Here is a 13,137-nt window from a genome sequence, read left to right as displayed (position 1 = left end):
GTTTGAACAAAGCAAGGAGGAAAACGCAATGGCAATTTTAGAAGTAAAGAATTTAAAGAAAATATATACGACACGATTTGGAGGAAATCAGGTAGAAGCCCTTCGAAATGTGAATTTTAGTGCAGAAGAAGGAGAATACACTGCGATTATGGGCGAGTCAGGTTCCGGAAAAACAACTCTTTTAAATATTCTGGCAGCTCTTGATAAACCTACCAAGGGAACGGTATGGCTGGATGGAAAAGACATGTCTAAAATAAAGGAGGCAGAACTTTCTACTTTCCGCAGAGAAAATCTGGGTTTTGTATTTCAGGAATTTAATCTTTTAGATACATTTTCCATTAAAGACAATATTTTTCTACCGCTGGTATTAAGCGGAAAAGGACACAAAGAGATGGAATATAGATTAGCGCCTATTGCAGAAAAGCTGGGCATTACAGCAATTTTAGAAAAGTATCCTTATGAGGTTTCGGGAGGTCAGAAGCAGAGAGCAGCAGTGGCCCGTGCGCTGATTACCAATCCGAAGCTTATTTTGGCAGATGAGCCTACGGGAGCTTTAGACTCCAAATCCACAGATGAACTTTTAGAGCTGTTTTCCGCAGTAAATGAGGAGGGGCAGACAATTTTAATGGTAACCCATTCTGTAAAAGCGGCAAGTCATGCAAAACGTGTTCTTTTTATCAAGGATGGTGAGGTGTTCCATCAGATTTACAGAGGAAATAATACGAGACAGCAGATGTACGAAAAGATTTCCAATGCCCTTACTGTTCTGGCAGGAGGAGGTGTGACAGAGTGAAAACCGGATTTTACCCTAAACTTGCGTGGACGGGAATAAAGAAAAATAAAAAAATTTATGTGCCTTACATGCTGGCTTGTGCGGGCATGATTATGATGTTTTATATGATTTGTTTTTTGAGTACCAGTGAAATTGTAAGAGGAATGAAAGGCGGAGAAACCATGCAGATGACTTTGTCCTTTGGTTGTCTGGTTATCAGTGTTTTTGCTTTGATTTTCCTGTTTTATACGAATTCCTTTTTGATGAAAAGAAGATATAAGGAATTTGGCCTTTACCATATTTTAGGTATGGGGAAGAAAAATGTAGCTTATGTTATGATATGGGAATGTATTCAGATAACAGGAATTACACTTGTTTTCGGTATTGGCTGCGGTATTTTCTTCTCAAAATTAGGAGAACTTGCCATGATAAAAATGCTGGGAGGGAAAGCGGATTTTCATTTTACGATTTCTGTATCATCTGTAAAAGATACAATAACTATTTTTCTTCCGATTTTTCTTTTGATTTTATTTAAATGTCTGTTTCAGATTTTCAGAATGAAACCGGTGGAATTGTTAAAAAGCGAACAGGTGGGGGAAAAACCACCAAAGGCGAATTGGATCTTAGCTGTGCTTGGCATTGTTATTTTAGCAGGAGCCTATGTCATTGCCCTGTCTATTGAAGAACCTATGCAGGTAATTGGTATGTTTTTCGTAGCTGTAATTATGGTAATCGGAGCTACTTATCTGTTGTTTCAGGCAGGCTCTGTGGTATTATGCAAAATTTTGAAAAACAATAAACATTATTATTATAAGCCCAATCATTTTATCTCTGTTTCTTCTATGATGTTCCGCATGAAAAGAAATGGGGAGGGACTTGCCTCCATCTGTATTTTATCTACTATGGTTCTGGTTATGGTATCTGCTGTTTCCTGTCTTTACATGGGGGCAGAAGACTTTTTGAATTCTCGTTATCCTCAGAAACTGGTGGTAGATGTGCAGACGGAAGATAGCGAAAAAGTAGAAGAATTTTATGATGTTGTTTCAGATGTTTTGAAAGAACAGCAGATAGAGAAAAAAGATGAATTATTTTATACTTATCTGGGAGCAGCCGCTTATTTAGATGGAAAAGAATTGGCTATGAGTCCAGAGCGTGTGGAGAGTTATGGAACAGATGTGTATAAGCATATCAGGCAGTTATTTTTTATTCCCGTAGAAGATTATAATCGTATTATGGATAAGCAGGAAACTTTGGAAGGAAATGAAATTCTTCTCTATAGCACAAAGATGGCCTATGATTATAAAACACTAGCTCTGGAAAATGGAAGGGAGTGGAAGATAAAGAAAGTTGTGCCCAAATTTGTGGACAATGGAATCGATGTAATGCAGACAATTTCTTCTATGTTTATTTTTGTGAAAGATAAGGAAGTGCTTTCCGAAATCAGACAGGAATGTGAGCAGTTAAGCGGTATGGAAACAGCTATGAATAATTATCGCGGCATTAATTTGAAAGCAGATGCAGATAAACAAATCGAAGCAGCACAGGAGCTTCAGAAACGTGGGGCAGAGTTTGAACAGCAGAATGAAAATCTCCATGTTCTGGTAGAGAGCAGGGAAATGGAAAGAGGAAACTTCTACTCACTTTATGGCGGAATGTTTATACTGGGTATTCTTCTTGGAATTGTGTTTATTGTAGGAATGGTTCTCATTATGTATTATAAACAGGTAACAGAAGGATACGAAGACCAGCAGAGATTTGAAATTCTTCAAAAAGTAGGGATGAGCCGGAAGGCAATACGAAAAAGTATCAATTCTCAGGTGCTTACCGTATTTTTTATGCCTCTGATTGCAGCAGGTATTCATACGGCATTTGCTTATCCTATGATGAGTAAAATTATTGTATTGTTTGGAATTAATAATCAGAAATTACTTCTTTCGGTGACAGCAGCATGCTATATTATTTTTACACTTTTCTATGTGACCATGTATCTGGTAACTTCCAGAGCTTACTATGGTATTGTAAGCAATAAAAAGGAGGATTAACCCCTGGATAGGGTTCCATTTTTGCGCAGTATTGATAAAAAGTGTCTATAACGCTTTGTAATTGAAGAGAAAAAGAAAAGAAAAAAATTAAAAAATATATCCCCTGGGGTGGCTTGTCCCGGGGGATTTTTCTATATATAATGAGGAAGCTAAAACACGAAGAAAAAATTAGGAGGATGAATTCCATGAAAAGGAGAATGAAGGTATTAACTGCCTTATTATGTGTTTCTGCTATGGTTACAGGCTGTGGTGCTTCCGGAAATTCCGGAACAGAAGCTGCGAAGGCAGATACACAGAAGGAAGGAACAAAAGAAGCTGGAAAGGATACAGACAGCAAGGAAAAAACAGAGGTGACGATTGGATTTTCCAGTGAAGGTGACTCTTTTGACCCTTGTACAGGATTTGGATATACAGGTTCTCCTATCTATTCTACTCTTGTAAAAATAAATGGAGATGAGCAGATTGAGAATGATCTGGCTACAGAATATACCACCAGTGAAGATGCCCTTACCTGGACTTTTAAAATCAGAGATGATGTAAAATTTACAAATGGTGAGCCATTAAAAGCATCTGATATTGCATTCACTTTTAATACAACAAAAGAAAAAGCTACCTATATGGACTTAACTATGCTGGAGAGTTGTAAAGCGTTAGATGACACAACTGTAGAATTTAAACTTTCTAAGCCATGTGTAACCTTTATCTATACAGTTGCACAGATGGGAATTGTACCGGAAAAAGCATACAGCGATAAATTCGGTTTAGAAGCAGACCAGATTATTGGTTCCGGCCCTTATAAAATGGTTCAGTGGGATAAAGGACAGCAGTTTATTTTAGAAGCAAATGAAGATTATTATGGTGAACAACCGGAAATTAAAAGAGCAGTCTTTTTAATTCAGGATGAAGACGCCAGATTTGTAGCTGCAAAAGCAGGAGAAGTGGATATTGCATTAACTTCTGCAACACTTGCCACAACAGAGATTGACGGTATGCATGTGGAACAGGTAGAGTCTGTAGATAACCGTGGGATTACAATGCCTACTGTACCTGATGAAGGAAAAAAGACAGAAGACGGATATAAAATTGGAAATAACATTACTTCTGACGTCAATGTAAGAAAGGCTATGTGCTATGGAATTGACCGAGATAAAATTATTGATGAAGCATTAAATGGATTTGCTAAGCCTGCGTATTCTGAATGTGATGGTATGCCATGGTGGAATGAAGAAGATGTAATCGAAACAGATGTGGATTATGCAGTAGAACTTTTAGAGCAGTCCGGCTGGAAAGACACAGATGGAGATGGTATTCGTGATAAAGACGGAGAAAAGCTGGCTTTTAACTTGATGTACTTTGCAGGTGATTCCATGCGTCAGGCAGTTGCTATGTCTGTGGCAAATCAGGCAAAAGAAAACATGGGCTTTGAAATCAATGTAGAGGGTGTAAGTGAAGATGAAACTATTAAGAGAATGTTCTCTGAACCAATGATTATGGGATGGGGGTCTGAGAGTCCAATGACCTCTTATATGCTGTTCCACAGCAGTAATGCGGGGAAAACAGACTGGTATAATCCTGAATTTTATACAAATCCTACCACAGATGAATATCTGGATAAGGCAATGACTTCTCTTACCATTGAAGACTCTTATGAGTGGTGGCAGAAAGCACAGTGGGATGGCACAACAGGTACTTCCATGAAGGGAGAAGCGCCTTGGGCATTCTATGTGAATATGACACACCTGTATTATGTAAAAGATGGTTTAAATATCGGAAACCAGAGAATTCACGCACATGGTGCAGCATGGCCGTTGATTGCAAATCTTGCAGAATGGACATGGGAATAGAAATAGCATAAAAACAGAAAAAGAGTTGTTGCATTAGGGAAATAATGCGGCAACTCTAATTGTGGTTATAGAGAGTATAGGAGAAAACAAATGAAGAGTAAGTATTATCTGAAGCTTACGGGAAAGTATCTTCTGCGAATGGTTACCCTGCTGATAGCAGTGAGTATCATAAGCTTTATACTGGTAAGTCTTTCACCGGTAGACCCGGTGCAGCAGTATGTAGGTTCTGTTCCCAATGTAAGCGTAGAACAAAGAGCAAAAATAGCAGAATACTGGGGGCTCAATGACCCTCCTGTGGAACGCTTTCTGGCATGGGGAAAATCCCTGCTTCACGGAGATTTTGGCGTATCCTTGATTTATCGAAGACCTGTTCTGGATGTAATCAAAGAGAAGTTTGCAACCTCCTTGGCATTGATGATGACGGCATGGGTATTTTCCGGCATTATCGGCTTTGCCATTGGATGTGCCATGGGAATTTTTAACGGAAAATGGATAGATAAAATTTTAAAGAAGGTCTGTCTGATTATGTGTTCCATTCCCACCTTCTGGATTGGAATTGTCTTTCTGATGCTGTTTTCCGTACAGCTTGGCTGGTTTCCCATGGGCATGAGTGTACCAAAAGGTGTTCCGGCAGATCAGGTTACGATTTTGCAGAGAATTCACCATTTGATATTGCCGGCATTAACTTTAAGTTTTCTCTCTTTTGCCAATGTGGCGCTGCATACAAGAGAAAAACTGGTAGATGTTTTGGAAAGTGATTATGTATTATTTGCAAAAGCAAGAGGAGAGTCCAAGTGGAGTATTTTAAAAAGACACGGCCTTAGAAATATTATGCTTCCTGCCATCACCATGCAGTTTGGCTCTTTCAGTGAGCTTTTCGGAGGTTCTGTTTTGGCGGAAACAGTGTTCTCTTATCCGGGACTTGGTGCGGCTGCATCTGCGGCAGGTATGGGCTCAGATATTCCTTTATTGCTGGGAATTACGTTGTTTAGTACCTTATTTGTTTTTGTAGGAAATATGCTGGCGAATATTATATATGGAATTGTAGACCCGCAAATCAGGGAGGGATATAGAAATGAATAGCAAAATTTTAAACAGACGAAAAAAGACCATTCTTTTTGCCATTCTGATTTTTGCGGTATTGCTTGGTGTTTATTTGTCAGGTACATTTTTAAGCGATGAGCTGATACAGGCGGACTTTTCACAGAAAGGCTTAGCGCCGTCTTTAAAACATCCTTTTGGAACGGATATGCTGGGAAGGGACATGCTGGTAAGAACCATAAAAGGCTTATCTGTAAGTATTGTCGTTGGCGTAGTTGCATCCAGCGTCAGCGCTGTGATTGCTTTAATTGTAGGAGTAATCGCAGCCACAGGAAAATCATGGCTGGACCATTTGATGAACTGGCTCATTGATTTAGTTATGGGAATTCCTCATACAGTGCTTTTGATTTTAATTTCTTTTGCCTGTGGAAGAGGATTAAAGGGCGTTTTAATTGGCGTGGCGGTTACCCACTGGACAGGCTTGGCACGTATTATCCGAAGCGAAGTCCTTCAAATTCGTTCTCAGCAGTACATAGAGGTTTCTAAAAAGCTGGGACATTCCAGTTGGTGGATTACCGTACATCATATTTTACCGCACATGGTACCGCAGTTTTTAATTGGGTTAATTTTAATGTTCCCTCATGCCATTATGCACGAGTCAGGTTTGACTTTCTTAGGTTTCGGGCTTTCTCCGGAACAGCCGGCAATCGGAATTATTCTTTCTGAGTCCATGAAATATATTTCAGCAGGTATGTGGTGGCTGGCATTTTTCCCTGGACTGATGCTGGTGATTATTGTTTTATTATTTGACCGTCTGGGAGAAAATCTGAAGAAGATTATTGACCCGTACAGCGCTCATGAATAGGAGTAAGAGATGAAAAAAGAACCGATTTTATCAGTAAAGGATTTGTCCGTATCCTTTCAGATGTATGATAATGGACTTGAAAAATATGATTTAAAAGTAATTTCCAATCTGACCTTAGATGTACGGCCGGGAGAAATTGTAGCTATTGCGGGCTCCAGCGGTTCCGGTAAGAGTCTGCTGGCCCATGCGGTTATGGGACTTTTGCCGGAAAACGCTTCCATAAGCGGAGAGATTTCTTATAAGGGGAAAGTGCTCAGTCAAAAAGAAAAAGAAGCTTTGCGTGGAAAAGAAATGGCGCTGGTGCCTCAGTCTGTCTCTTATCTGGACCCGCTTATGAAGGTGGGAACACAGGTACGTGGAAGAAAGGCAGATAAGGAAATCATAAAAGCTCAAAGAGAGATTTTCCGGAGATTTCATTTAGATGAAAAAACAGAACAGTTATATCCTTTTCAGCTTTCAGGAGGAATGGCGAGAAGAGTTTTAGTTTCTACGGCAGTATTAAGCGGGGCAGAGGTGATTATTGCAGATGAGCCTACGCCGGGACTGGATTTGGAAATGGCATTGGAGGCTCTGAAAATATTCAGGGAGCTTGCCGATGAAGGAAAAGCAGTTATTTTAATTACCCATGACATTGATTTGGCGTTTCATATTGCAGACAGAATTGCAGTATTTTATGCAGGAACTACGGTGGAGATGGCAGATGCAAAGGACTTTCTTGAAGGAGTAGATGCCCTTCGTCATCCGTATTCTAAGGCGCTGTGGAAAGCTCTTCCGCAAAATGGCTTTGAACCAATTCCCGGTTTTCAGCCTTATGCAAAATATTTGCCAAAAGGGTGTCTGTTTTCACCCAGATGTCCTCATAAGACAAAAGAATGTGAAGAAAATATTCCCATGAGAGAGGTACGTGGGGGATATGTGAGGTGTATACATGCAGATTGAAGCAAAGAATATAAGCTTTCGGTATAGTGATAATCAGCCGTGGATTTTACATGACGTAAGTCTGAAAATAGAAGAGGGGGAGAGGGTAGGCTTAATCGGACCAAGCGGATATGGAAAAAGCACGCTGGTAAAAATTATGTCCGGATATTTAAGACCTACCAAGGGAGAAGTTTTGCTGGACGGAAAGCCTTTGCCGAAAAAAGGAGTATCTCCTGTTCAGTTGATTTACCAGCATCCGGAAAAAGCTATCAATCCCCGCTGGAAGATGAAAAAAGTGCTTCAGGAGTCGGGAATGTTCCGTGAAGAAGTGATGAAGGCGCTGGGAATTGAGAAGGACTGGCTGGAGCGTTATCCGAGAGAGCTTTCAGGCGGAGAGCTTCAGCGGTTTTGTGTTGCCCGTTCCTTATTTTCCGGTACACATTTTCTTTTTGCAGATGAAATGAGTACCATGTTGGATGTGATTACACAGGCACAGATTTGGAATTTAATGTTAAAAGAAGTAGAGGAGAGAAGGCTGGGACTTTTAATGGTTACCCATAATGCAGAGCTGGCAAAAAAAATCTGCACCAGAACAATCAATCTGGCGGAAATCAATAAAAGGGAGGATATCTGAAAATGTATGTAAATATTGTACTGTTTGATGATTTTGAAACCTTGGATGCCTTTGGACCGGCAGAAGTTTTCGGAAAGCTTCCGGAGGAATTTCATATCCGTTATCTTTCTGTCTCCGGAGATGTAATCAATAGTGTACATGGAGTAAAAGTGTGGACAGACTTTCTTGTACCGGAGGAAATTGACGGGATTTTAATTATTCCCGGAGGAAAAGGCGCAAGAAGGCTTTTATGGAAAGATGAAAGAGCATTAAATATTATAAAGAGAGCAGCAGAAAACGCCGATTATTGTTTGATGATTGGAAATGGTTCTGCAATTCTGGCACAGACAGGGCTTTTGTACCGCAGGAGAATTGCGGATTTTCCCATGGATACTAACTGGAACAGAATGTTTACTGCCGGTATAGAGAGAATAGAAGGGGCAAAGGTAGCCATTGACGGCAAGTTTTATTCCTGCGGAAATACCGTATTGGGTATGGATACTGCTCTTTGGGTGATTACAGACATTTTGGATATTGCCGCCGCAGAGAAGGCGGCGAAGGAGCTGGGATACCAGTGGAACGAAAACGCAGACGAGGATATTTATTGTTAGTATGCAGCCCCGCCTTTTAGGAGAAAAATATGGAAGATAAAAAACAGACCACGTATGACAAAGCAATGGTGAACCGTCTGGCAAGGGCAACGGGGCATTTAAAAATGGTGAAACAGATGGTGGAAGACGGCAGAGACTGCAGTGAGGTGCTTATCCAGTTGGCAGCAGTAAAATCCGCAGTCAATGGCGCAGGAAAAGAGGTTTTAAAGCAGTATATGGAAGAATGTCTGGAAGAAGAACTGGAGTTTCAGGATAAAGAAGGGCTTGGAAAACTGAAAAAAGGGATTGACAGCTTTATTAAATAAAATTATCATTTTGTGAACCGCTCGTGTGCGGAGATTGTGCTGTTGTACAATCTTTTTTAAAAATGCCCCCCGGGGAGGCTTGTAAAGGTCGGATAAGTAGTATATGATAAAGATACAGTTACTGTTACAGGTTACTGAATTACTGCATGAATATGCAGATGCCGTATACATCCTCCGCAAAAAATGTTATACGGCACAAAGCAATGTCGAATCCTCATAGACAAAGAAACAGAGACATATCGATGGCAGGGTATGGACTCTGTTTTTTTGTTTAATGAAAAGATAGTTGATATAAGACATTTTTCAAAAGGGAAGAAGTTATTTGCAGCCTATGACGCAAAAAGAAGCTGCCGAAAAGTTACAGGTGCATCCTTCCACGGTCAGTCGTGCAGTACAGGGAAAATATTTGCAGTGTGCTTGGGGAATGTTTCCACTTTCCTTTTTCTTTTCATCGGGAACAGAGAAAAGTACGGAGTATGTGAAAGAATGTTTAAAAGATGTTATAGAGAATGAGGATAAGAAAAATCCATACAGCGACAGGGCTTTGGCAGAGAAATTGCAGGAAATGGGTATTGACATTTCCCGCAGAACCATTGCCAAATACAGAAATTCCATGAACATCAGTGAAGCTCTTGGAAGAAAAGTGTATTAAATATGAATACCGTATTTGTGGATACGATATTGCAGACTTTGTCTGCGGATACCAAGGGCATCGGCAGTTTTTGTAATATTGTATCCAAAATGCTCTAAAGCAGAACACAGAATTTTATGTTCATATTCGTCCATCATGTTTTGCAGAGATGTATCTTGAAAAGAGACAGAAGTATCGGGAACTTGTTTCAGAGTTTCCGGTGCTTTTTTTGTCTTTAGAAGATAAGAAGGCAAATGCTCCAAAAGAATGGTATTTCCATCAGAGATATTGCGGACATAATCTAATACATGAAATAATTCCCTTACATTTCCCGGCCAGTTATAATGATAGAAAAGTTCCATGACTTCAGGACTGAGTTCTGTGGAACTGTGCACGTATTGAAACACAGTAGAACGAAGATGATATTGAATAAGTTCTTCTAAGTCTTCCTTGTGATTTCTAAGGGGAGGCAGTTCAATCATAACGGTGGAAAGACGGTAAAAAAGGTCTTTTCGCAATTCGTTTTCTTTAATGCAAAGGAAAGGATCTTTATTACAGGAAGAAATAATACGCACGTCCATGGAAATATCCTTTTGCCCTCCTACTCTGCGGAAAGAATTTTCCTGAAGGGCTCGCAGAATTTTCGACTGCATAGCAAGGCTCATGGAGTTCATTTCATCTAAGAATAGAGTTCCCCCTTCTGCTTCTTCAAAATATCCGGTTTTATTTTCACTTCCTGTAAAACTGCCTTTTTGTGTTCCGAATAAAAGACTTTCAATGAGAGTTTCCGGAATGGCAGCACAATTTAATGCTACGAATTTTTTGTTCTTTCTGGGGCTGCAACGGTGAATACTTTGAGCAAAAATTTCTTTTCCGGTTCCTGTTTCACCTACCAGAAGAACAGAATTGTTCTGAGAAGCAATTTTTCTGGCTATGCGAACTGCTTTTTGTAAACCTTCTCCGTGTCCGATGATATGGTCAAAGGTATAACCGGAAAATCGGGTAGGAGGAGTATTAGGCTGGAAATCCCGCAGCGCTTTTTCAGATTGTGCCATTTTTTCTTTATTGCAGTTAATCATTTCCTGTGTCTGTTCAAATACAATGGCTCCGATTACCTCATTATCTTTGGAAACAGGATAAGAAGTATTTACAGAGGCAATAGAAACACCGGCAGAAGTAGAAAAATTATCTACCCGGTTAATCACAGGTGCCTTGGTACGCAAAGCGGTCATAGTGGTGCTGATTTGTTCATCAAGGGCAAATAAATCCAAAAGATGGCGGCCTCTGATATCAAGCGCAGGGGGAATATGGGAGAGATTACGGCTTGCCTGATTGAAAAACAGAGCATATCCATTTTCGTCATAAATCTGAACCCCATCCGTAATTAAATTTAAAGCTTGAATTAACAAATCTTCCAAATGGTTTTGTTTGGTTAAAAAATAATAAAAACCCTGATTTGAGGCATCCATTCTTTTGTAGGAAAAAGAGTCTCCGTCCCAGATAAATTCACCGTTTATATCTTCTTCTGCAACAGGGAAAACAGAAGTAATATGCCTTTGATAAGAAATCCAGTTTTTAAATAAGGGCGCATAAGTATTTTCTATCTGAATATTTCCGTACTGTACATGAAGAAACTGATAGTGTTCATTGACTGTAAAACAGATATCATAAAAAGCTTTCATAGGAAAACACTCCTTTTGTAATTTATTGGTGCGTATTGTTTTGATTATTATATCAGCAGAGAATAAGAAAGACAAGAAAAGTGCCAAATAAATTTGCATAATGCAAAACAATTTGGCGTTTATAAAACATCTTGGAAAAAGAAAATCATGGAAAAGCGCTGTTTATTGGTTGGCACGGAAATTGCATATTAGTATGGTAGAAAACAAAAGAAAGGAGCGAGCCGATTTTTAATCGGACAGAGAAAAGTATGGAAGGAAACAAAACAAACAAAAAGCCCATACGCTGGAATGTGTTCATTCCTTGCTTTCTGGTAGTAGGGGGCGCAGCGATTTTAGGTATTGTAAACAACGAATGGCTGACCAAAGTGACAAAGGGGATTTTTTCATGGTCTTTGGACTCTTTTGGATGGCTGTATCAGGTGGTTGCCATGGTAACCTTGGTGGTAGTGGCATTGCTGGCTTTTTCAAAGACAGGTAATATTCGTTTTGGAGGGAAAGACGCCAAGGCGGAATATTCTTTCGGTTCATGGTTTGCCATGACACTTACCGGAGGTATTGCAACAGGATTGATTACTTATGGTGTAAATGAAGTTTTAATTTATTTTGGAAATATTTACGGTGAATTGGATGGATATGGAGTAAAAGCACTGTCTGATGAAGCGGCGCAGTTTGCTATGGGACGCAGCTTCTACAACTGGACCTTTGTTCCGTATGCCATGTACGCACTTTCAGGAGTAATCATTGCGTATATGTATTTCAATAGGAAAAAAGAGCTTTCTGTTTCTGCATCTTTAATTCCTCTTTTCGGAGAGGGGGTTACAAAAGGCTTTTGGAAAGCGCTTATTGACGTTTTGTCTGTACTTGCCATTGCACTTGGACTGGCATCTTCTCTTGGTGCAGGACTTGCTCTTATCGGAACAGGACTTTCTTCTGCTTACGGTATCAAACAAGGACCGATTGTATGGTTTGTTTTAACGGCAATCATTACAGCCACTTTTACGGTTGCATCTGTAACGGGCATTGATAAAGGTATTAAGTGGCTGGCAGGACTGACTTCTAAGATTTTTTATGTACTTTTGATTGTATTGTTTTTAATTGGTCCGACATTGTATATTCTTAATATGGCAAATGTGGGCTTAGGATACTGGCTAGACCGTTTCTGGACATGGGGATTTGATCCGGGAACCGTAGGAGGCGAAGCTTTAGTTACATGGTGGACCATGTATGACTGGGCTATCTGGATTGCCTATGCTCCATTAATGGGTATCTTCTTTGCAATTATTGCTTATGGAAGAACGGTTCGTCAGTTTTTGGTAATCAACTGGATTTTACCGGCATCTTTTGGTTTTGTATGGTTCTCAGTATGGGGTGGAACTGCTTTGAAATGGCAGACAAGCGGAAAAGCAGATATTATTGCCACTATTCAGGAAGAAGGTGCAGTAGCCGGAATTTGGGAATTCTTAAAACATGTGCCTTTAGGTGCAATTATTATTCCGGTAATTATTGTGGCGCTTATCGCTGCTTTTTCTACCACGGCTGATACCATGTCTACAACTATTGCTGCTTTATGTACAAAAGGGGCAAAACACGATGAAGAACCGGCAATCTGGCAGAAAATTGTATGGGGCGTATCCATTGGACTTATTGCATGTATTATGGTTGCCTTCGGAGGCGGTGAACAAGGTGTTGACGGTGTAAAATATCTGGCTGCCTGTGGTGGTTTTGCGGTTCTTACTATTTTTATTTTACAGGTTGCTTCTGCAATAAAACTGTTTTTCTTAGATAAGGAAACGAAGAAAGATATTATGTAGCA

The 13,137-nt window shown here is 39.9% G+C and carries 12 protein-coding genes; 11 read left to right on the top strand and 1 reads right to left on the bottom strand.

Translation table 11 applies throughout. From position 1 onward, the window contains the following. Positions 1-28 precede the first annotated feature (28 nt). The 10 genes from BQ7352_RS13735 (at position 29) to BQ7352_RS13690 (ending at position 9,663) form a co-directional block, all read left to right on the top strand. The gene (locus tag BQ7352_RS13735) at positions 29-793 is read left to right on the top strand and encodes an ABC transporter ATP-binding protein (protein WP_072449731.1); all 765 of its coding nucleotides are present in this window, start codon (positions 29-31) and stop codon (positions 791-793) included. Further along, positions 790-2,814, top strand: coding sequence for an ABC transporter permease (locus BQ7352_RS13730; RefSeq protein ID WP_072449730.1), 2,025 nt, complete (start codon positions 790-792; stop codon positions 2,812-2,814). Before BQ7352_RS13735 ends, BQ7352_RS13730 begins: the two co-directional genes overlap by 4 nt. A 185-nt stretch (positions 2,815-2,999) precedes the next feature. Beyond that, the gene (locus BQ7352_RS13725; protein WP_072449729.1) at positions 3,000-4,658 is read left to right on the top strand and encodes an ABC transporter substrate-binding protein; all 1,659 of its coding nucleotides are present in this window, start codon (positions 3,000-3,002) and stop codon (positions 4,656-4,658) included. A 90-nt stretch (positions 4,659-4,748) separates the two neighbouring features. Further along, a complete protein-coding gene (locus tag BQ7352_RS13720; RefSeq protein ID WP_004223285.1) occupies positions 4,749-5,741 on the top strand; it encodes an ABC transporter permease in 993 nt (330 codons plus the stop codon). Further along, positions 5,734-6,564, top strand: a complete 831-nt coding sequence (locus tag BQ7352_RS13715; protein ID WP_072449728.1) for an ABC transporter permease — start codon at positions 5,734-5,736, stop codon at positions 6,562-6,564. The genes BQ7352_RS13720 and BQ7352_RS13715 overlap by 8 nt, the downstream gene beginning before the upstream one ends. Positions 6,565-6,573: 9 nt before the next feature. After that, the gene (locus tag BQ7352_RS13710) at positions 6,574-7,503 is read left to right on the top strand and encodes an ABC transporter ATP-binding protein (protein WP_072449727.1); all 930 of its coding nucleotides are present in this window, start codon (positions 6,574-6,576) and stop codon (positions 7,501-7,503) included. Further along, positions 7,493-8,116, top strand: a complete 624-nt coding sequence (locus BQ7352_RS13705; protein WP_072449726.1) for an ABC transporter ATP-binding protein — start codon at positions 7,493-7,495, stop codon at positions 8,114-8,116. The genes BQ7352_RS13710 and BQ7352_RS13705 overlap by 11 nt, the downstream gene beginning before the upstream one ends. Positions 8,117-8,118: 2 nt before the next feature. After that, positions 8,119-8,706 (top strand): DJ-1/PfpI family protein, encoded by a 588-nt coding sequence (locus BQ7352_RS13700; RefSeq protein WP_072449725.1) that lies wholly within the window; start codon positions 8,119-8,121, stop codon positions 8,704-8,706. Between the two features lie 29 nt (positions 8,707-8,735). After that, positions 8,736-9,011, top strand: a complete 276-nt coding sequence (locus BQ7352_RS13695; protein WP_072449724.1) for a metal-sensing transcriptional repressor — start codon at positions 8,736-8,738, stop codon at positions 9,009-9,011. A gap of 298 nt (positions 9,012-9,309) precedes the next feature. Beyond that, positions 9,310-9,663, top strand: coding sequence for an RNA polymerase factor sigma-54 (locus BQ7352_RS13690; protein ID WP_256381166.1), 354 nt, complete (start codon positions 9,310-9,312; stop codon positions 9,661-9,663). Here the strand turns inward: BQ7352_RS13690 and BQ7352_RS13685 are convergent. Next, positions 9,660-11,324, bottom strand: coding sequence for a sigma-54 interaction domain-containing protein (locus tag BQ7352_RS13685; protein WP_072449723.1), 1,665 nt, complete (start codon positions 11,322-11,324; stop codon positions 9,660-9,662). The genes BQ7352_RS13690 and BQ7352_RS13685 overlap by 4 nt on opposite strands. A gap of 248 nt (positions 11,325-11,572) precedes the next feature. Here BQ7352_RS13685 and BQ7352_RS13680 point away from each other — a divergent pair, with 248 nt between their 5' ends. Continuing rightward, the gene (locus BQ7352_RS13680) at positions 11,573-13,135 is read left to right on the top strand and encodes a BCCT family transporter (RefSeq protein ID WP_072449722.1); all 1,563 of its coding nucleotides are present in this window, start codon (positions 11,573-11,575) and stop codon (positions 13,133-13,135) included. Positions 13,136-13,137 lie beyond the last annotated feature (2 nt).

The sequence above is a fragment of the Blautia sp. Marseille-P3201T genome (genome assembly GCF_900120295.1).
In the GTDB taxonomy this organism is placed as follows: domain Bacteria; phylum Bacillota; class Clostridia; order Lachnospirales; family Lachnospiraceae; genus Blautia.
This window is presented reverse-complemented; position numbering and strand designations above follow the sequence as displayed.

What these genes read in the sequence shown, in the direction of transcription:
- BQ7352_RS13735 (WP_072449731.1), top strand. Translation starts at nt 29, where the DNA reads ATGGCAATTTTAGAAGTAAAGAATTTAAAGAAAATATATACGACACGA.
- BQ7352_RS13725 (WP_072449729.1), top strand. Translation starts at nt 3,000, where the DNA reads ATGAAAAGGAGAATGAAGGTATTAACTGCCTTATTATGTGTTTCTGCT.
- BQ7352_RS13720 (WP_004223285.1), top strand. Translation starts at nt 4,749, where the DNA reads ATGAAGAGTAAGTATTATCTGAAGCTTACGGGAAAGTATCTTCTGCGA.
- BQ7352_RS13715 (WP_072449728.1), top strand. Translation starts at nt 5,734, where the DNA reads ATGAATAGCAAAATTTTAAACAGACGAAAAAAGACCATTCTTTTTGCC.
- BQ7352_RS13710 (WP_072449727.1), top strand. Translation starts at nt 6,574, where the DNA reads ATGAAAAAAGAACCGATTTTATCAGTAAAGGATTTGTCCGTATCCTTT.
- BQ7352_RS13705 (WP_072449726.1), top strand. Translation starts at nt 7,493, where the DNA reads ATGCAGATTGAAGCAAAGAATATAAGCTTTCGGTATAGTGATAATCAG.
- BQ7352_RS13700 (WP_072449725.1), top strand. Translation starts at nt 8,119, where the DNA reads ATGTATGTAAATATTGTACTGTTTGATGATTTTGAAACCTTGGATGCC.
- BQ7352_RS13695 (WP_072449724.1), top strand. Translation starts at nt 8,736, where the DNA reads ATGGAAGATAAAAAACAGACCACGTATGACAAAGCAATGGTGAACCGT.
- BQ7352_RS13685 (WP_072449723.1), bottom strand. Translation starts at nt 11,324, where the DNA reads ATGAAAGCTTTTTATGATATCTGTTTTACAGTCAATGAACACTATCAG.
- BQ7352_RS13680 (WP_072449722.1), top strand. Translation starts at nt 11,573, where the DNA reads ATGGAAGGAAACAAAACAAACAAAAAGCCCATACGCTGGAATGTGTTC.